Source organism: Bacillus sp. FSL M7-1020 (genome assembly GCF_038050415.1).
GTDB classification, from domain to species: Bacteria; Bacillota; Bacilli; order Bacillales; family Bacillaceae_G; genus Bacillus_A; species Bacillus_A toyonensis.
In genome coordinates this window covers 273,194-292,749 of the sequence record NZ_JBBOTW010000002.1, presented here as the reverse complement: position 1 = coordinate 292,749, position 19,556 = coordinate 273,194, and the positions used below count along the sequence as shown (strand labels likewise).

The following is a 19,556-nucleotide window of genomic DNA, read 5'->3' as shown; positions in this document are numbered from 1 at the left end:
ATAAGACTTATATTAAGTTGTTATATACAAGACTTATATAACATTTACAAAATGTAAAATCGAAACAATGTCCTATATATCAACGTCAAATATATAAGACGTACATGAAGGTCTTTCATATAAGCAGTAAATAAAACATGTTAATATCAGGTTTCATATAACTAACAATAACTATTAAATAATAAATATGAGTGCAGTATTTATGTATATTTTTTCTGGAATTATAATTCCAATATATAATACTCCTAAAATAACGTACTATTATCAAGGTTATTTGATTTATACGTCTTATATATAAAAACTATATATAAGACGTATGGACAAACACTTATTATTAAAGGTTTTATTTGATTTTATATTAATTTTATGTCAATAGAATATTACCATGAATTATTACACGTCCTATTTAAAGGACTTATATGAAAGACTTATCAATAAAACGTGTATTTAACCCTATAAAAAAAGAGTAATACTTCTTAAGTATTACTCTTTTAACTATATAGTTTTATATAAAACACTTAGTTTATTAAACAGATCTTTATGATCCTGCTTCTTTTTTAATAACTCATTTTTCTGTTGGTTGTCCACAGAAAGTAAAGGGGATGTTAATGTCATGTTATATTTCGTTATTTCTTTTATTAATTCCGTAGTTATTTCTGAGATTTGCAGAAATAACACATAAAATTGTGATTCATTTTCATTCATTTGTTTTTCTCTGAAATTAAATTCTACAAACTTGTCAGTATAACTTGTCAATTTCATATCAATATAATCACTATAACTCACATGTAAAGCCATAAAGCGATTAAACTCAGATAAACTAATTAATTTCTTTGTTAAACATAGATGTACTAAATAAATCTTGTATACAGCTTTAAATGAAATAATATATTTAGTTCCTTTTTTTATTAATTGGATGTATTCACCGTATCTGTTAATTAAATACCTTAATTTATTAGGTTTTAGTCTCAATATTCTACTAACTTGTGAAGTATTGTAGATTTTATAAGGATCTAGAGCAGCAAACTGTAATGGAATTATCTCATATTCGTTATTTAATGTGTTAGTTACCTTGTTATAAAAAAAGTCTGTTTCAAATTCACTTTGTATAATCTTTTTTATTAACCCATATTCTGTGTTCCAATTCCGCATTTTTTCACCCCTTAAATCAGATTGTAACATGCAAAATACGAAATATACAAAATTTTCATTTACTTTATTATAATTATTTACTTATTTCTTTTATGATGTGATTTTTCCTCCTAATAAACAGTTACATCCAAAAATTTTTAACATTCATTTCAATATTGAATTTCATCCATTCAAAAATATATTCACTCTGTATTTTATGTATTTTGAGGACTCTACACAGATATGACGTAATACATATGACGAACTCTATTTTTATCTTTTAGCTTCGTCACATGTCTTTTTATTTATGTCGAAGGATATATGACGAACCCTAATAGTAAATAGATCCTTATTACATTTGATTTTTATTAGACCTACATGAAGATGTATTACGTGTTTTTAAATCCAGAGTCTTGATGGATAACGAGTTGTTTTTTTGTAAATTTCAGTTAAAATATTTTTAAAACATTTTTATGTTCTCAAATGTTTTATTTACCCAATCAGTCTAGGTTGGCTTTTGGATAGTTGCAATCGATTTTATGCAAGTTTCCGTATTTTATTTCCATATCAGGGGAGTGTTTAAAATTGAAAAAATCATTTAATCATGCAGTTAAATATATCGTTGGAGAAAATGATCGTGGAGTTTATTTTAATCGTTCTGATATTTTTACAGTTTTATTTTTATATGAACAGCGAACAGTATCTCAAATTCAATTACGTAAATTTTATGAATTGATAAGTGGGGGGCCTATAAGTCGAACTACTTTTTCATCAAAGTTAACTAAATGGGCAAAAATGAAATTACTAAAAAAGGAAAATATAAGCGTGAGAAAAAAGCGAGGCTTCACACTAGATTTCGTTTCTATCTCTTTGAAAGGAGCTGAAATATTATATAGATTAAAATTACTTTCTGATTGTAGCACCTCATTTGTTACTAAAAGGCAATATGAACACAATATAGCAATCACGCAATTTGTCTTAAATTTACTAAAAGCAGAATCAAACAATGAACATGCCGGCGCAATTGTAGGCGGTAATGGAGATTATCTCTTTCCACTAAGCCAAATTGTAAAGCAAAACTTACAGTTGCCCCACCTGATGTATTCCGATTCAAAAGATGTCTACTTTTTATATGAAGATGAAGAATACCGTGAAGTGTTTCAGCCAGAACTTCAACCCGTTTCTTTCCTACCAGATCTGCCTCAACTTGTATATTCATTTCGTCCATCTAAAGAATTTTATCCTGACTCAAAGGGAAACCCATTACTAATTCCTGATTGGGTTATTACTTGTAACAATTCTATTATCAATATCGAAGTTGATACAGGATCGGAAAACATTCCGTTTTTAGAAAATAAATTAAAAAAATATCTCGATATCGCTGCTGCTAACCAATCTAAGCAATATTACGTGTTATTTTCTATTATTGATGACTCCTACCATACCATTTCTACTTACAAAAAACGGACCACACGTGTTACCAATTTAAAAAAAGCTTTTGGTAATATTCCACGTTTAAGTGTGTTAAACAACCTCAATGTTTACGTATGCAATATGGGTAGTTCTGCACTTGTAGTAAATAATATTCTTCAAGAAATTCGCGAAACTAATAGTTTAAGCAAAAGTCACCTAATCAAAAAAATCACTGAACGTTTAAGCATAAATTCTTCTTTCCCTTATTCGGTAGAGTGGATATCTAATAAAAATGAAATGCAAGCGAAAGGGGTTCAGCATTCTAAACTACTTGAGCTAACAGATGACATTCTGGTATTACGAAAAAAAACATCTGATGAAGAAAAAAAATCTTTAGATTACTTAGAAATAGTTTGTATATTAACAATACTTAAGGTAGGGGAGGTTAACACACACTTTAAATTACAACAATTATCAGGATTGTTGGCCATGCAAAATCAACACCGATCACTAAACCCAATTAAAATATTGGGGATATATGAAGCGAACGAATTAGAGCATGGGCAGCAGGCTATTTTTACTGATTTGTATCACAATTCCATAGCACCAGAGAATATATTATTGGCTACTTCTGCTGAATTGCTTAATTTCACCGCTTCTTTTTATTCTTTAAAAGAGAGGGTGAAACAAGAATTTGGAGAACGCAGTTCAAAAGAATGCTGAACTTAATAATACACCAGGTAATGGGGAGGATCCAAAAGCCGGGAGGAGCAAGAAAAATTCCTATACAGTTACAATCGATATTACAAAAAGCTGGAAATATCGTTTAGTAGCTCGCTCATCTTACTATGTTGTAACTTTACTATTGCTGCTAGCTTGGTATTTCGCTTTCAGGGGAATATATAAATACGCTTCTTTTTGGTCAATACAAATGGGCGTTCCATTACCTACCTTAAGTATCTTCGGTAATCCGTTCAAAACTAATTATTACATTGAAACCTTTTTTAGCTTTTGGATTTTAATTTATACTTGGCAGCTTTCAACCAAGGTTAAAACTTATCAGGAGATAAAGAGTAGATGGTTTATTTTCTCGATGATGTTAATCGGTATAGTTGCGCAGTTCTTATGGGCGTTTAGTGTTCCATTAGCTAAGATATTTATTCCATTCTTAAACTCGAAAGCTGGAGAGGTTTCACTAAATGACAAAGGATTAGAAGATACTATCCTTTCAAATTTCAGTAATATCATGCACCTTGTATTTGCTATACCTGTAATTATTATTATTCTCGTACTCTTATGGCTCTTTAAGATTTTTTATGAACATAAAAAAGAGCTTTTAGATGAATTCGGAAAATGGGAATACGTATTTAAAATACCTGGTTGGATGCTTTCCTTTTTGAATGATGATCGCCAACGAAAACTTGCTACTTCATTACACAAATTTTTCACTGAAAAAAATCCATCAAAATTGCCAGAACCTGATATTTTTCTTGGTCCTAACAGTGCTACACGGGAAATGGCAGTTATTCAGGGCAAGTCTTTAACACTTAACATAATGATCATCGGTAATATTGGTACAGGTAAATCAGCTGCACTAGGTTTGCCAATTGCCAATCAAATTCTTGACTATATGGCTTCAATGATTAATAACTTTAAAACCCTATATGCAAGAAAAGATTATCATTCAGAGGATGTAAAAGGAACGCAGATAAATGGTCTTACAGTTATCGAGCCATCTAACGACTTCTGCGAAAAGGTATATCAATTGGTATTGGCACACAAGATTCCCGAAAGTGTTATTTTCTATTTAGATCCAACAAATCCTGATACCCCTTCAATAAATTTTGTACGTGGTCCAGTTGATAAAGTTGCTGAGATGTTATGTTCAGTATTAACGGGGCTCTCTGATAATGGCGCAGGAAATCCTTTCTTTGTTCAATCTGAGCGTTCGCATCTTAAACAACATATTTACTTGTTAAAACTCCATGATTCAAAATTTGAAGCTAGATTTGAACATTTAATTGATTTGTATAATGATGCTAATCTCGTTTTTGAGATGCATCTCAAGTTAAAAGAGCGACTTCCAAATGATATTGAATCTATACCTGATAGAGATGAACGAAATCATTGGCGAATAATGAAGCAAGTTGATGAATGGTTTGATTTAAATTATGTACCTGAAATTTCTGGCGGTCGTGGGGGAGGGGAAGTTGTTTATCATACTGAAGGGAAATACTATGGGCAGCCAAAGATTATTGATAAACAAGAAACCTTTGTTCGCGGTTTACGAAATACATTAAATGATATTTCTGCTCAACCTCTGCTCCGACGTGTTTTATGTGGTCCATCGGATTTTGATTTTGAGAAGCACCTGGAATTTGGTGGTATCCTTTTAATCAATACAGCAAAAGGGGAACTTTCTGATCTATCTGATGTATTCGGTAAATTATGTTTATATGCCGTGCAGAATGCTGTTTTCCGTCGTAAGCCTAACGTATCTCCTTACCATCCTGTTTTAGTGGATGAGTTTGCGGATTACATTTATAAAGCCTTTAAAAGTTTTCCTGCACAATCACGTAAATATAAAGCACCTTTAATTGTTATTGCGCAAACAATTAGCCAATTAGCAATTGAACATGGCCCAAGATTCATGGATATCCTGTTAGGTACATTTCGTAATAAACTTGTTTATGGTGATGTCACTAATGAAGATGCTAAATTGTTTAGTAAGCTTATGGGTACGAAAACAATTTATGAAGCACGTGAAGGTGATCAAGAAATTGATATGGTAACAGCTGAAACGAAAACTCAAAGTACACGTAGAACATCCTACTCTTATTCGAAAACAGAGGTACCCATTCTTTCTGAAAATGATATATTGATTCAAAAAGCATTCCAGTGTGCTGCTAAAATTGTAAAAGATAATGCTCCTCAAGGAGGAATACAAGTAAGTGCAAACTTTGTTCCTGCCACTGAGTTTAAAACCGCTAAGATTCAAGTTGATGCAGAAGCAGCTGCTTATTGGCTAAAAGTACGTGAAGAGTCATTGAATACGGAAATTAAATATGATGATTATGTTACAGATACAGATGTTGATAGTGAAGAAACTGTAATTGAGGAATTGAGTACACCTAAAACAGCGCCTACTGCAATAGAAGGTTGGTTACAAACGTTAAATCCTGATACTTACGATTTTTATAATAATGAAGATGATACTGACAATGAAGGTGAGTTAACAAATAATCAGTCTGTGCAAGATTACTCAAGAAATTCTGCTCCTAAGCTAGAAAAGGTGGACACTACAGCATCAATTGCCACTTCTAATACAACAGAACCCGCAAAAATTAGTGAAGTAATCAATATTCAAAAAGAAAATGTACCAGATACAAGTAAACATAGAGAACCTATTGAACTTAACAACAAAGCACCAGTTATTACTGAAACTCCAATAGAAGTGCCAAGGGCGAAGCATACACCACAATATAGAGAGCCTGCTTACACATTGACTGTAACGCATAATCAGCAGGAGCAGGAAATTCAACGAACTGCAGAAATCAATGGTAAAAACACAACCTCTAACTTAACAATGCAATGGTTACAACAACAAATGGCTGCAACTGTATCTCAAGATGATGAAAACACCTTATCTTCTGATACAACAGAAGAAGGTTCTCGACTTAAAAATCGAAAAGTGGCAGAAGTAACTCCAGAAAGTGCAGCAATTAAGGATAAACTCAGTCAATATATCGAAGGTGACATTGATCATGATTGATACACTAAGCATATAACGAATATTTCTACTGGTAAAAAGGTGTGGGTCGTAAACTCATACCTTTTTATTATGTCATATGTAACTTTCCCCAAGGAGGCCATTTCTTTATGCTAAAATTTAATTGAGTTTGTGAAGAAACAGAGAATGGATTAGATAATCAGGGGGAGGAAGGACATTGGAAATAGCCAAATTAAATTTGCCCATTGATAGTAAGCATTTTTTACTTAATCATCAAATTAAAGAAACTGAATTCGAATGTCTCAATGTTGATTTTTACACCTATTCTAATGGTTTTCTTTTAGATGTAGTAGAATGGACAAAACAAAATGATTTTTCTTTATCAATATTGGATAAAGAATTTACAGAAGCGTTTTTAGCGAGTTTAGAGAAGTTTAAACCATACCTTGTTATTGGGAGTAATATGGATTCAGGTAATCTAATTACTATCTACCAGCCCACAGGAGAAATATATGAGCTAGAACATGAAATTACGGAAAGAGTAGAAAGATATTTTGTCAATTCTTCTATAGAAAAAATGTACTGCTGCTTCAATTATTTTAAAAAGTGTTGGATTCAACTATTAGGGCAAGAACACTACAAAAGTCATAATCTAATAAACACTTTTTATGAATTAAAGAACAAATTAGTGGAGTTTGATACTAACATATTAATAAATGATGATGACTACAATAGACAATTTTGGAATTGTTTATATCACGGCAATCTAAACTTTTTTTTGGAAAAGTCAGACGAACACATAGAATAGCAAATATTAAGGCAAGATTACTTCTGTCTTTTTTATCTTCCTTTGAGTTTCAGTGTGTGTGATAATTAAATCGAAAGGTCGTGGAAGAATGAAGATAGCGGTGATACAAGCAAGTACACAAACTAGCAAAAATAAATTAATTTTTGAAGAGACAAAAAGGGCTGTGGCAAAGCATGGATATGAAGTGTTCAATTTCGGTGTTACAGCTGAAGAGTCCGAGTTAAGCTATATCCAAGTGTCATTAGCTGTTGGTCTACTTCTAAATTCAGGAGCAGTTGATTTTGTCGTCACTGGATGTAGTAGTGGTGCTGGTATGTCGATTGCCTGTAATGCACTTCCAAATGTCATTAGCGGTTATCTGCCAACTCCAACAGATGCGTTTCTATTCGGTAGGATAAATAACGGAAACTGTGCATCACTGCCACTTGGATTGAACTTCGGTTGGTCGGGTGAATTAAATCTTCGATTCACGCTTGAGAAACTATTTGAAGAACCGTTCAATACTGGGTATCCTACAGAATCCGCCGAACGAAAGAAACGTGATTCAGAACTTTTTAAAGCAATCAAAAGTTTTTCACATCATGACATTGTTCAGATTCTAAATCATCTAGATGTATCCGTTATTAATCCTGTTCTTCAAAAACAAGATTTAGTGGAATTCCTCTTACGAGATGGTACCAACACAGATATATCAAATTACCTTATCGAACAAATGAAGTATTAACACCATTGACTACTTGCGGATATGACCGACATTCCATTTGTTTTGGAGTTCTTTTACACGTAAATACATAACCTTTAGTAAAGCGTTTTCTATCAGGAAAGCGCCTTTTTTCGTTATCTTACGGAAACTTGAATTGACACTTTCGTCAGCATTACACTCTTGTGAATGACAATAAAGTTATTTAAAAACCTTTCTATCAAGGGTCAAAAGGTATTTTCAACTTAGTACAGAACTATATCATAGTAGGTTGACATAAAATAGGTTGGATAAAATTGATATGAATAGGGAGAAAAATTCTAATGAATTGCTTAGTTGCAAAAGGTAGTATTTATTATGAAATCGTAGGGAATGGCTTTCCAATATTAATAATGCATTCAATGGGTACAGACCATAAATCTATGAAAGCCTGGATAGAGCCAATTTTTGATAAGATTCAGGGTTTTCAGAGGATATATATAGATTTACCCGCTCACGGTCGAAGTTTAATTGATGAAAATTTCAACTCTTCAGATGATATGCTTTTAAATATTTTGAACTTTATTGATATGACAATTCCTAACCAAGCATTTTCTCTTATTGGTTTTTCATTTGGAGGATATTTGGCACAAGGTGTTTTGCACCATAGACATAAAAATGTAAAGAGTATTTGTTTTCTGGCTACTTCACTTCATTTGAAAAATAGGGATCTTCCTAAAAAAATAGTTATTACAAAAGAAGAAGATTTATTAACAGAATTGGATTCTGATATAAGAATGGCTTTTGAAACATTGATGAATTATCAAAATAAAGAGAACCTTAATTACTTTTTAAACGAAATCCAACCTGGACGATTATTAGCTAATAAAAATTTTTTAATGTCCAATTGGAGAGAGAAAGGGTATTTTCTTTCTGAAGAACCGCTTAATGATGTAAGTACACTTACACAACCTGTACTCATCATTCTAGGGAAACAAGATTCAATCTGTGGCTATAAAGATCACTTTTTTCTTCTAGAAAAATTTCCAAATGCTACGTTTTCCATTTTAGATGGTGCTGGTCATATGCTTCAAATAGAAAAACGTAAAATAGTACAAGAACTAATCAAAGACTGGCTAATTAGGAGCAATTCAGTTTGCGAATCAAGCGAGTAAATACAATCGATAACTTTTTCAACCAAATTTCTATATCTGTTGCTTGTCAGTTCATTTTGTTGTTCTTCAACTAACAGGTGCTCTAGTTCAATAAGGATTAAATGGATAGAAATTAAACAACTTTAAAGAGCCTTAGCACAATAAAAAAAAGCAGGTACCTCTTCATTCAAAGGCATCTGCTTCTTTTTACATTGACTCTATAATCATTTGTCTTTCATACCACTTGTTTAGTTTTTCATTAACACTTTTTGAAATACGCTTCATTTTGTTATTACAGAATCTTGATAGTGTAGCAGGGGATAGACCTATTTCATCTGCTATCTCACGCATTGTTTTATTTTGATGCATATGCTGATGCATAATTTTCTCTCGAATCATATCCTCTGACCCTACAGTAGGTTGTTTTACTGTATCTACAATATAACGCTCCTCTTGCTTCTCTTGCGTATCTATTGTTTTTTTCTTCACCATACTATCTATATTATTCATCAATTCTTGTGGTGGTAAGATAATGATTCCTAATTTTGAATAGTAATTCTTAAACCAATTACGTTCTCCTATCTTTGTTTCATCCAATTCCTCTGCATACGCCCAATGTGAAATTACATTTTCTTTTTCTAAATCATTTAAAACATTTTCTAGTTGTTCACGAATTCGAGTTGGGCGCCCCTTTGTAGTTGTAATACCCATTACAGATAGTAAACCTTTTTCTCCACCAATGGAGTATGGTCTTTTTAAAGTACTGTATTGTTGACGGATTCGCCACTGCCAGGATAAATAACGTATTAAACGTTTATGAAACTTGTGTCTATAGCTATTATACTCTAATGCTTTTTTCGATAATAAAGCAGTTGTGCTATTAGATCCATACAAATAGCCCGATAAAAAACTACCTGGTTTAATCTTACAGGATTCTATCCCCATATATTCATTAGTATTCTTATCTCTCCATAACACTACAGAGTCCAGTACGAATAGCCTTTTGATTACTTCACGTTTTACTTCAAATTTTTCCCCAGTTTCAGCTTGATCGTTCAATACTACAACTTCATTATCATCATTCAAATAAATAAAGATGCTTGCTAACGCTGCAATACGTTGCGCTACTTTTATCTTATCTTCTGCACGATAATACTCTACACCGTTTGCTGATGCTTTTGGCATATTACATAATTCCAACACATTTTCATAACTAAAATCTATGAATTCATCTGGAGATTTAGCTTGATTTAACCATTGTATTGTAATGGTATCCAAACAGTCTGCTGTAAGATCATCCATATTACTAATTACTCCATCAACCAATATAGACCATCTTTCTGCTTCGTTTGTATTCACTAATCTCAAATCCTCATCCTTATGTGAAGATAGTTGTGCAACTCCGCTTGAATTTTTTGTTTCTAATGGCAGTACCGGTTTTGCTACTGCTTCATCTTCCTCAAAATGATTTTTTGCTATTCCATCACGTAATTGATAGTACATTGCGTCATTGGTTACAGGATAGTAATCATCCGATATATCTTCTATATGTTCTGTTACCTGACTATCTTCAAAAATTGAAATTTGAGTTGGTTCAACTGCTTCAACTTTTTCTCCGAATTCTTGTTCAATGATCTTATCTAGTACATTTTGAATTTCAATTTTATATTTATTCAGATTGGCATAAATGTTTAACAACGATATTCCTTGCTCTTGTTTCTGACCTAACCAAGAAACAAGTGTCGAAAAGGAAGGGGACATATTAGCTGATGTTACTAATTTATCGTGATTCCCTTGTACTTCTTTATAATATTTATTCCATTTATCCCATAACTGCTTGTTTTCTTCATAAATTGGAGCAGCAAGTAGGAGGGCATCACTAAACAATGCTAACACTTTCTCCATATTTAAATACCTCCTAACAATGTTAATTACAAATATAATTTGAATCTTAAAAATGTGAAACGTCGTAGCTATATGATGGCTATATAACCTTTAAGTTGAAATGTTGTCTGAATAATCTACATAATCGTTGTTTTTTTTACACGTTTTACTGTGAATCATTTAAATTCTCTTTACTTGTCTTTAATTATATAAAACTGCTTCTATTTGTAAAATCATTACTTTACAATACAATTTCAATTTTTGAAAGGTTTTAACGAATTTCCCGAAAGAATTCTCCTTCCTCAAGCGTGTGAAGGGCGTAGCCCAACGGTAGGTGGGAGATGAATTTCGGTTTGGCGTAGCCAAAAGGTTTTCCTTTTTATTTTGCCCCTGATATAATCAGTCTTATAAATTATAAAGGCTGGTATATAAATGAAATTAGATAGTAATAACCATTCAGTATTCTTGTTATATTATCATCTTGTGTTGGTCGTAAAATACAGAAGAAATGTGTTTGATGATGGTATGTCAGACTATGCAAAAGATATGTTTGTTCGACTATCTGAAAACTATAACATCACATTAGTTGAATGGAATCATGATGTAGACCATGTTCATATTTTGTTCAAGGCACACCCTAATACAGAAATGACAAAATTCATCAATGCTTATAAAAGTGCAAGTTCTCGACTTATTAAAAGAGACTTTCCACAAGTGAAAAAGAAACTTTGGAAAGAGATGTTTTGGTCAAGAAGTTTTTGCTTGCTAACTACTGGTGGTTCGCCAATAGACGTAGTAAAAACATATATTGAAAATCAAAGTGAAAAGTGAGGTGAAATGATATGACAAAGCAGAATAAAGCATATAAATTCCGTTTGTATCCAACAGAAGACCAAGCACATCTTATGCGTAAAACTTTCGGTTGTGTACGTTTCGTGTATAACAGAATGTTAGCTGAACGGAAAGAAGCGTATGAAAAACATAAAGATGATAAGGATCAACTAAAGAAACTAAAGCTTCCCACTCCTGCGAAATACAAAGCAGAATTTGAGTGGTTAAAAGAAGTTGATTCATTAGCTTTGGCAAATGCTCAACTAAACTTGCAAACTGCCTATAAAAATTTCTTTAGTGGTCAAAATGACTTCCCAACATTCAAAAGCAAAAAAGACAGAAAGTCTTATACAACGAATGTAGTGAACGGAAATATTATGTTGCTTAACGGTCATATCAAATTGCCGAAACTGAAAATGGTACGTATTAAACAGCATAGAGAAATACCACAAGACCATATAATCAAGTCATGTACGATTTCTATGACACCTACTGGTAAATACTATGTGTCCATTTTGACTGAATACGAAAAAGAGATCGTACAAAAAGAAGTAGAAACAGTTGTTGGATTAGACTTTGCGATGGATGGATTATACGTCAGTTCTGAGGATGAGAGAGCCAATTATCCTAAGTTCTATCGTGAAATGTTAGACCGATTAGCAAAGGCTCAACGAGTATTATCAAGACGTACAAAAGGTTCAGGGCGTTGGAATAAACAACGTATCCGTGTAGCTAAACTGCATGAAAAAGTAGCAAACCAACGTAAGAACTTCCTTCACCATAAGTCTAAAGAGTTAGCTACTCATTTTGATGTTGTAGCTATTGAAGATCTAAATATGAAGGGAATATCGCAAGCACTTCATTTTGGAAAAAGTGTCGCTGATAATGCTTGGGGTATGTTCACTTCTTTCTTAGCTTATAAACTAAATGAACAAGGCAAACAGCTTGTGAAAATAGACAAATGGTTTCCTTCCACAAAAACATGTAGCAGTTGTGGAAATGTGAAAAATATGTCATTGTCTGAGCGAGTCTATTCTTGTATATGCGGTGTAAATCTCGATAGAGATTATAACGCAGCTATCTATATCAAAAATGAAGCAATACGCCTATTGGCGTTAGCATAGATAGCAATAAAATAACCCTTGGAACAAGGGAGTTAGCTCGGCTGTCTTAGGACGAATTCGTTAGCTACCAAAAGTAACGACTAACCGAGAAGCCCCCACTTCTAACAGTCCGTTAGGACGTTAAGTGGCGGGTAGTTCACCATCTATATTTTTGATTCAACAAGTTGTAAACCCGGGTGGTAAATATGTTGATGTAAGTCCTTGGATATCGTATTCTTCAGTTTTCCATTCCCTAAATCTTCTTCATCAACAATAATAGTTTTGGGGCGACTCGATTTGTTAGCTTAATAATTATGGAGCTTTCCTCTAAAAGAACCAAAGCAAACAATAAAAGCGCTTGCATAATTAAAAATCCGAGTTATAATACTTGTATACAAGTATACTTGATTAACACGAGGTGAATTTATGGCGAAATCAATAGAATTTCTTTATCCTGAAAAATGGCTTTCAAAAGCTTCTACAGGTGATCGTGTTGCGAGCGAACTGAGAATGCGCATTATTGCAGGTGAAATTGAAAGCGGTACCATCCTGTCGGAAAATAAATTAGCTGCCGATTTTTCTGTAAGTCGGTCACCCGTCCGTGAAGCATTAAAAGTACTAGCTTCTGAAAATATTATTCGCTTAGAAAGAATGGGTGCAGTTGTCATTGGTTTAACCGAGAAAGAAATCGAAGAAATATATGATGTTCGTTTACTTATAGAAACGTTTATCTTTGAGCGACTTGTAAAGATGGACACAAATGATTTAGTAAGAGAACTAAATAAAATAATGGAAATGATGAAAATCGCCATTAAATATCATGATTCTGATGAATTTTCTTATCAAGATCTCTTATTCCATGAAACGATTATTCGAACCATTGAGCATTCCTACATCCTGATGATTTGGAATAATTTAAAGCCTGTTATGGAAAGCTTAATCCTTTTATCAATGCGTACTCGTTTCAAGGAAAAGTACGAAGACTTTGAACGGATTATAAAAAATCATGAGCTTTATATAAAAGCAATCGAATCAAAAGATCGATCCCTCATGATTAAGGCCTTACATCAAAATTTTGATGATGTTCAAGGGAAAGTTGAAGATTTCTGGATGTCACAACAAATGTTATCTAAAGGAGTAGAGCAAGGACATGAGTAGCTATATGTTAGGTATAGATATCGGTACAACAAGTACGAAAGCAGTTTTATTTACTGAAAAAGGCGAAGTCATCCAAACCGAGAATATTGGTTATCCACTTCGCACACCGGATATATCCACAGCGGAACAAGATCCAGAAGAGATTTTCCAAGCTGTTTTACAAGCGATATCAAATATAACGAAACAGCATTTAGATAAAAAACCATCGTTTATTTCATTTAGCAGTGCTATGCATAGTGTCATTGCTATGGATGAAAATGATCAGCCGCTGACACCTTGTATCACCTGGGCAGATAATCGTAGTGAGGCATGGGCACATAAAATCAAAGATGAACTGAATGGCCATGAAGTTTATAGACGAACAGGAACACCTATTCACCCAATGTCACCATTAAGTAAAATTACATGGATTGTGAATGCCCATCCGGAAATTGCAATTAGAACGAAAAAATATATTGGAATCAAAGAATATATCTTCAAACAATTCTTTGATCAATATGTTGTTGATCATTCCATTGCCTCGTGCATGGGTATGATGAACTTAAAAACGCTAGATTGGGATGAGGAGGCTTTAAAAATTGCTGGTATAACATCAGCTCAATTATCTGAACTCGTACCAACCACCCAAATATTCAGCAACTGCAATCCAGATTTAGCCCAAAAGATTGGTATCGATTCACAAACACCGTTTGTCATTGGTGCCAGTGATGGGGTGCTTTCTAATCTAGGTGTGAATGCAATTCGAAAAGGTGAGATTGCTGTCACAATTGGAACAAGTGGTGCTATTCGGACCATCATTGACAAGCCACAAACAGATAAAAAAGGAAGAATATTTTGTTATGCCTTAACTGAAAAGCATTGGGTAATTGGTGGACCTGTAAACAATGGAGGAATGGTCCTTCGTTGGATTCGTGATGAACTTGCTTCATCAGAAGTAGAAACTGCGAAAAGACTAGGAATTGATCCATACGATGTATTAACTAAAATAGCTGAACGTGTGAGACCTGGTGCAGACGGATTATTATTCCATCCATACCTCGCTGGTGAACGTGCACCATTATGGAATCCAGATGTACGTGGCTCCTTCTTCGGTTTAACGATGTCACATAAGAAGGAACATATGATTCGTGCTGCTTTAGAAGGCGTTATATATAATTTATACACTGTATTCTTAGCGTTAACCGAATGCATGGATGGTCCTGTAACCCGTATTCAAGCAACAGGCGGCTTCGCAAGGTCTGACGTTTGGCGACAGATGATGTCCGATATTTTCGCATCTGAAGTCGTTGTTCCAAAGAGCTATGAAAGCTCTTGTCTAGGTGCATGTATATTAGGTCTCTATGCCACAGGAAAAATTGATTCTTTTGAAATCGTTTCCGAAATGGTTGGCAGTACCTACAAACATACACCAAAAGAAGAAGCAACAAAAGAATACAGACAATTACTGCCGATATTTATTAACCTATCAAGGGCGCTAGAAGATGATTATACACAAATTGCAAATTATCAAAGAAATTTAATAAAGTAAAACTTTCATCAGTAATCCCCCACGCCTCGCTTCTATCTAAATCTCGAGGTGGGGGGCCTTACTGCCCACGAATAACGGGATAAATAAAAATACAGCTAAGATTAGGGGGGAACTACGATGCCATTAGTCATTGTAGCAATTGGGATTTTAGCATTACTTTTACTGATTATGCGCTTTAAATTAAATACCTTTATTTCATTAATCATTGTATCGGTCGGAGTTGCTTTAGCACTTGGAATGCCACCAGAAAAAATCTTTAAAACCATTGAAGCGGGATTAGGCGGAACACTTGGTCATTTAGCACTCGTTTTTGGACTTGGTGCGATGTTAGGTAAGTTGCTTTCAGATTCTGGGGGCGCACAACGCATTGCCATGACCCTTGTGAAAAAATTTGGTAAAAAGAACATTCAATGGGCTGTTGTGACTGCCTCATTTATTATCGGAATTGCGTTATTTTTTGAAGTAGGATTAGTATTATTAATTCCAATTGTATTTGCGATTTCAAGAGAGTTAAAAGTTTCTATCTTATATCTCGGTATTTCGATGACAGCAGCTTTATCTGTAACACACGGATTTTTACCGCCACACCCAGGACCAACTGCTATCGCTGGTGAATTGCATGCAAACATCGGTGAAGTATTACTTTACGGTTTTATGATAGCGGTTCCAACGGTTGTGTTAGCTGGACCTGTATTTACTAAACTTGCAAAAAAACTAGTACCTGATGCGTTCACAAAAACCGGTAATATCAAATCTTTAGGTGAGCAGAAAGTATTTAAACTTGAAGAAACTCCTGGCTTTGGAATCAGTGTTTTTACCGCTTTACTGCCTGTTCTTTTAATGGCAATTGCTACAATTATTACTTTGCTGCAAAAAACAATGGGATTCAAAGATAATAGTTTACTAGCAACGATTGAGTTTATTGGGAATGCGGATACTGCCATGTTGATATCCTTACTAGTTGCGATCTATACAATGGGATTGGCAAGAAAGATTCCAATCAAAAACGTGATGGAATCTTGTACAACAGCGATCTCGAATATTGGGATGATGCTCTTAATTATTGGTGGAGGCGGCGCTTTCAAACAAGTATTAATTGATGGCGGCGTTGGTAACTATGTAGCCGAATTATTCAAAGGAACTTCATTATCACCGATCTTGCTCGCATGGATTATCGCTGCCATCTTACGTATTTCATTGGGGTCTGCTACGGTTGCTGCATTAACAACTGTCGGTTTAGTGATTCCGATGTTAGGTCAATCTGATGTTAACCTTGCTTTAGTTGTCCTTGCAACAGGGGCTGGTAGTTTAATTGCTTCACACGTAAACGATGCTGGTTTCTGGATGTTCAAAGAGTACTTTGGTTTAAGCATGAAAGAAACATTTGCAACATGGACTTTACTTGAGACTATCGTTTCTGTAGCCGGATTAGGATTTACTTTATTATTAAGTTTATTTGTATAGATCTTTCTAAACAATAAAAGGGATACGGAAGCTGTTTAATGTGATTTTTAATAATTAACCGGTTATTTTTCATGATTGATTAATAAGGATGAACATTTCTCTTTATTTTTTAACTTGATAGTGATGCGCCGTGTCCCTATAACCTTTTGCACGAATACTGGTGGAGCCTATTGAAATGAAAAAGATTGATTATTTGATTAAAGTGTTATTTTAGGTATATATACTATAATACAGAGTAACATACATGGAAAGGAACGATGGAGTATGGCAAAGTTACAAATTGGAGTTGTTGGTGTGGGCGTTATGGGAAAAAGCCTCGCACTTAACTTTGAGAGCAAAGGGTATTCTGTTGCCCTATATGATATTTCAAAGGAAAAAGTTGATGAAATCATTGAGGAAAACCGTGGTAAAAACTTAGTTGGTACTCATATAGTTGAAGAGTTTGTTAACTCACTTGAATCACCTAGAAAGATTTTATTAATGGTGAATGCAGGGGAAATTACAGATAAGGCGATTGATTCTCTAGTCCCTCACCTCGATAAAGGTGATATTTTAATTGACGGTGGTAATACATACTTTAACGATACAATTCGCCGAAACAAACGTCTTGCCGAAGAAGGAATCAATTTCATCGGGGCAGGTGTGTCAGGTGGCGAGGAGGGTGCATTGAAGGGACCATCTATTATGCCAGGCGGACAGAAGGATGCATACGAAAAAGTAAAAGATATGCTTGAAAACATCTCCGCAAAAGTGAATAACGAGCCTTGCTGTTCTTATATCGGACCTAATGGGGCAGGCCACTATGTAAAGATGGTTCACAACGGTATTGAGTATGGAGATATGCAATTAATTTGTGAAGCATATTTCTTCTTGAAACAAACACTTGATTTGACTGCAGAAGAGTTCCATGAAATATTTGCTGAATGGAATAAAGATGAACTGAACAGCTATCTAATTGAGATTACAGCCGATATCTTCAAGAAGAAAGATGAAGAAACTGGTAAGCCATTAGTGGATGTTATTCTTGATACTGCAGGACAAAAGGGTACAGGGAAATGGACAAGCCAAAGCGCACTTGATTTAGGTATCTCTCTGCCTATTATCACGGAATCTGTATTTGCACGTTGCATTTCTGCTTTAAAAGAAGAGCGTGTGAACGCAAGCAAAGTTTTATCTGGCCCTAAAGATAAAGCAGCAATTGGAGTTGAAAAAGCTGAATTAATTGAAGCAGTGCGCCAAGCTTTATATATGAGTAAAATTTGTTCTTATGCACAAGGATTCACGCAATTGAAGGCAGCTTCTGAGGCATATGATTGGAACCTTGATTTTGGCAGCATTTCTATGCTTTGGAGAGGCGGATGCATTATCCGTGCTGCCTTTTTACAGAACATTAAAGAGGCTTATGAGACAAACACTGACCTACCGAACCTTTTACTTGATCCATACTTTAAAGAAATTGTAGAGTCATATCAAGGCGGATTACGCCAAATTATCTCAATGGCGGTACAACAGGGCATTCCGATACCTGCATTTTCAGCAGCAATTTCTTATTATGACAGCTATCGTACTGCCAAACTACCTGCAAACTTGTTACAAGCGCAGCGCGATTATTTTGGAGCGCATACGTATAAACGAGTAGATAAAGAAGGTACATTCCACACAAAATGGATCTAAAATAAGAAATGGACTAAGATTAAATTCTTAGTCCATTTTTCATCCCACAATTCACAGGCTATAAGACTCCCACTGATGGAATTTCACTTTAAACGAATGACTGAATCAAAATGCGTTTATTTTTCCCATTTAGATGAAAAACTACATAGCCTTATCAGGGCTATAAACTCTTATTTGAAACTACATAGCCTTATCGGGGCTATAAACTCTTATTTGAAACTACATAGCCTTATCAGGGCTATAAACTCTTATTTGACACTATATTGCTTTATCGGGGCCTATAAACCCTTATTTGAAACTATATTGCTTTATCATGGCTATTACTTCTTATTTGAAATTATATAGCCTTATCAGGGCTGTTACTTCTTACTTGAAACTTTGTAGCCTTATCATGGCTATTACTTCTTACTTGAAACTTTGTAGCCTTATCATGGCTATTACTTCTTACTTGAAACTGCATAGCTTTAACACGGCTATTACTTCTTATTTGAAATTATATAGCTTTATCAGGGCTATAAGCTCTTATTTGACACTATTATAGCCTTATCGCGACTATTACTTCTTACTTGAAACTATGTACCCTTATCATGGCTGTTACTTCTTACTTGAAACTCTATGGCCTTATCACGGCTATTACTTCTTACTTGAAACTCTATAGCCTTATCACGGCTATTACTTCTTACTTGAAACTATGTACCCTTATCATGGCTATTACTTCTTACTTGAAACTATGTACCCTTATCATGGCTGTTACTTCTTACTTGAAACTATGTAGCCTTATCACGGCTATTACTTCTTACTTGAAACTATGTACCCTTATCATGGCTATTACTTCTTACTTGAAACTATGTACCCTTATCATGGCTGTTACTTCTTACTTGAAACTATGTACCCTTATCATGGCTATTACTTCTTACTTGAAACTATATTGCTTTATCGGGCCTATAAACCCTTATTTGAAACTATATTGCTTTATCGGGGCCATAAGCTCTTATTTGA

Annotated in this window: 13 protein-coding genes and 1 pseudogene; 11 read left to right on the top strand and 3 right to left on the bottom strand. The window is 34.2% G+C overall.

Annotated elements, in window-relative coordinates:
• Positions 1 to 495: 495 nt before the first annotated feature.
• Positions 496 to 1,182, bottom strand: a complete 687-nt coding sequence (locus tag MHB70_RS28040; protein WP_061530024.1) for a hypothetical protein — start codon at positions 1,180 to 1,182, stop codon at positions 496 to 498.
• A 534-nt stretch (positions 1,183 to 1,716) separates the two neighbouring features.
• On the opposite strand from MHB70_RS28040, the gene MHB70_RS28035 reads away from it, so the two are divergent.
• The 4 genes from MHB70_RS28035 to MHB70_RS28020 all read left to right on the top strand — a co-directional run bounded on the left by MHB70_RS28035 (position 1,717) and on the right by MHB70_RS28020 (position 7,806).
• Positions 1,717 to 3,267, top strand: a complete 1,551-nt coding sequence (locus MHB70_RS28035) for a replication-relaxation family protein (protein ID WP_061530023.1) — start codon at positions 1,717 to 1,719, stop codon at positions 3,265 to 3,267.
• Positions 3,239 to 6,316, top strand: a complete 3,078-nt coding sequence (locus MHB70_RS28030) for a type IV secretory system conjugative DNA transfer family protein (protein ID WP_061530022.1) — start codon at positions 3,239 to 3,241, stop codon at positions 6,314 to 6,316. Before MHB70_RS28035 ends, MHB70_RS28030 begins: the two co-directional genes overlap by 29 nt.
• Positions 6,317 to 6,491: 175 nt before the next feature.
• Positions 6,492 to 7,082, top strand: a complete 591-nt coding sequence (locus MHB70_RS28025; protein WP_061530021.1) for a hypothetical protein — start codon at positions 6,492 to 6,494, stop codon at positions 7,080 to 7,082.
• Between the two features lie 88 nt (positions 7,083 to 7,170).
• On the top strand, positions 7,171 to 7,806 hold the full coding sequence (locus MHB70_RS28020; RefSeq protein WP_061530020.1) for an RpiB/LacA/LacB family sugar-phosphate isomerase: 636 nt from the start codon (positions 7,171 to 7,173) through the stop codon (positions 7,804 to 7,806).
• A 12-nt stretch (positions 7,807 to 7,818) separates the two neighbouring features.
• Here the strand turns inward: MHB70_RS28020 and MHB70_RS31225 are convergent.
• A pseudogene (locus tag MHB70_RS31225) lies at positions 7,819 to 7,959 on the bottom strand (IS256 family transposase); the annotation flags it as partial.
• A gap of 146 nt (positions 7,960 to 8,105) precedes the next feature.
• Here MHB70_RS31225 and MHB70_RS28015 point away from each other — a divergent pair.
• Positions 8,106 to 8,936: an alpha/beta fold hydrolase gene (locus MHB70_RS28015; protein ID WP_061530019.1), complete on the top strand. Its 831-nt coding sequence runs from the start codon at positions 8,106 to 8,108 to the stop codon at positions 8,934 to 8,936.
• A 186-nt stretch (positions 8,937 to 9,122) separates the two neighbouring features.
• Here the strand turns inward: MHB70_RS28015 and MHB70_RS28010 are convergent, their stop codons facing one another.
• Positions 9,123 to 10,820: a helix-turn-helix domain-containing protein gene (locus tag MHB70_RS28010; protein ID WP_061530018.1), complete on the bottom strand. Its 1,698-nt coding sequence runs from the start codon at positions 10,818 to 10,820 to the stop codon at positions 9,123 to 9,125.
• 411 nt (positions 10,821 to 11,231) lie between these two features.
• Here MHB70_RS28010 and tnpA point away from each other — a divergent pair, with 411 nt between their 5' ends.
• From tnpA to gndA, 6 genes are all read left to right on the top strand, one after another.
• Positions 11,232 to 11,630 (top strand): IS200/IS605 family transposase, encoded by a 399-nt coding sequence (gene tnpA, locus MHB70_RS28005; protein WP_061530017.1) that lies wholly within the window; start codon positions 11,232 to 11,234, stop codon positions 11,628 to 11,630.
• A gap of 11 nt (positions 11,631 to 11,641) precedes the next feature.
• Positions 11,642 to 12,754, top strand: a complete 1,113-nt coding sequence (locus tag MHB70_RS28000; protein WP_097927648.1) for an RNA-guided endonuclease TnpB family protein — start codon at positions 11,642 to 11,644, stop codon at positions 12,752 to 12,754.
• Between the two features lie 405 nt (positions 12,755 to 13,159).
• Entirely contained in the window at positions 13,160 to 13,891 is a 732-nt protein-coding gene (gene gntR / locus MHB70_RS27995; protein WP_001129837.1) for a gluconate operon transcriptional repressor GntR, read from the top strand.
• Positions 13,884 to 15,419: a gluconokinase gene (gene gntK, locus MHB70_RS27990; RefSeq protein WP_061530261.1), complete on the top strand. Its 1,536-nt coding sequence runs from the start codon at positions 13,884 to 13,886 to the stop codon at positions 15,417 to 15,419. The genes gntR and gntK overlap by 8 nt, the downstream gene beginning before the upstream one ends.
• 117 nt (positions 15,420 to 15,536) lie before the next feature.
• A complete protein-coding gene (gene gntP / locus MHB70_RS27985; RefSeq protein ID WP_061530262.1) occupies positions 15,537 to 16,883 on the top strand; it encodes a gluconate permease GntP in 1,347 nt (448 codons plus the stop codon).
• Between the two features lie 264 nt (positions 16,884 to 17,147).
• Complete coding sequence (gndA, locus tag MHB70_RS27980; protein WP_061530263.1) at positions 17,148 to 18,557, top strand: NADP-dependent phosphogluconate dehydrogenase; 1,410 nt, start codon at positions 17,148 to 17,150, stop codon at positions 18,555 to 18,557.
• The last annotated feature ends 999 nt before the right edge of the window (positions 18,558 to 19,556 follow it).

Coding starts and splice junctions, on each gene's coding strand:
- MHB70_RS28040 (WP_061530024.1), bottom strand. CDS start 1,182: ATGTTACAATCTGATTTAAGGGGTGAAAAAATGCGGAATTGGAACACA.
- tnpA (WP_061530017.1), top strand. CDS start 11,232: ATGAAATTAGATAGTAATAACCATTCAGTATTCTTGTTATATTATCAT.
- gntP (WP_061530262.1), top strand. CDS start 15,537: ATGCCATTAGTCATTGTAGCAATTGGGATTTTAGCATTACTTTTACTG.
- MHB70_RS28000 (WP_097927648.1), top strand. CDS start 11,642: ATGACAAAGCAGAATAAAGCATATAAATTCCGTTTGTATCCAACAGAA.
- gntK (WP_061530261.1), top strand. CDS start 13,884: ATGAGTAGCTATATGTTAGGTATAGATATCGGTACAACAAGTACGAAA.
- MHB70_RS28010 (WP_061530018.1), bottom strand. CDS start 10,820: ATGGAGAAAGTGTTAGCATTGTTTAGTGATGCCCTCCTACTTGCTGCT.
- MHB70_RS28020 (WP_061530020.1), top strand. CDS start 7,171: ATGAAGATAGCGGTGATACAAGCAAGTACACAAACTAGCAAAAATAAA.
- gndA (WP_061530263.1), top strand. CDS start 17,148: ATGGCAAAGTTACAAATTGGAGTTGTTGGTGTGGGCGTTATGGGAAAA.
- gntR (WP_001129837.1), top strand. CDS start 13,160: ATGGCGAAATCAATAGAATTTCTTTATCCTGAAAAATGGCTTTCAAAA.
- MHB70_RS28015 (WP_061530019.1), top strand. CDS start 8,106: ATGAATTGCTTAGTTGCAAAAGGTAGTATTTATTATGAAATCGTAGGG.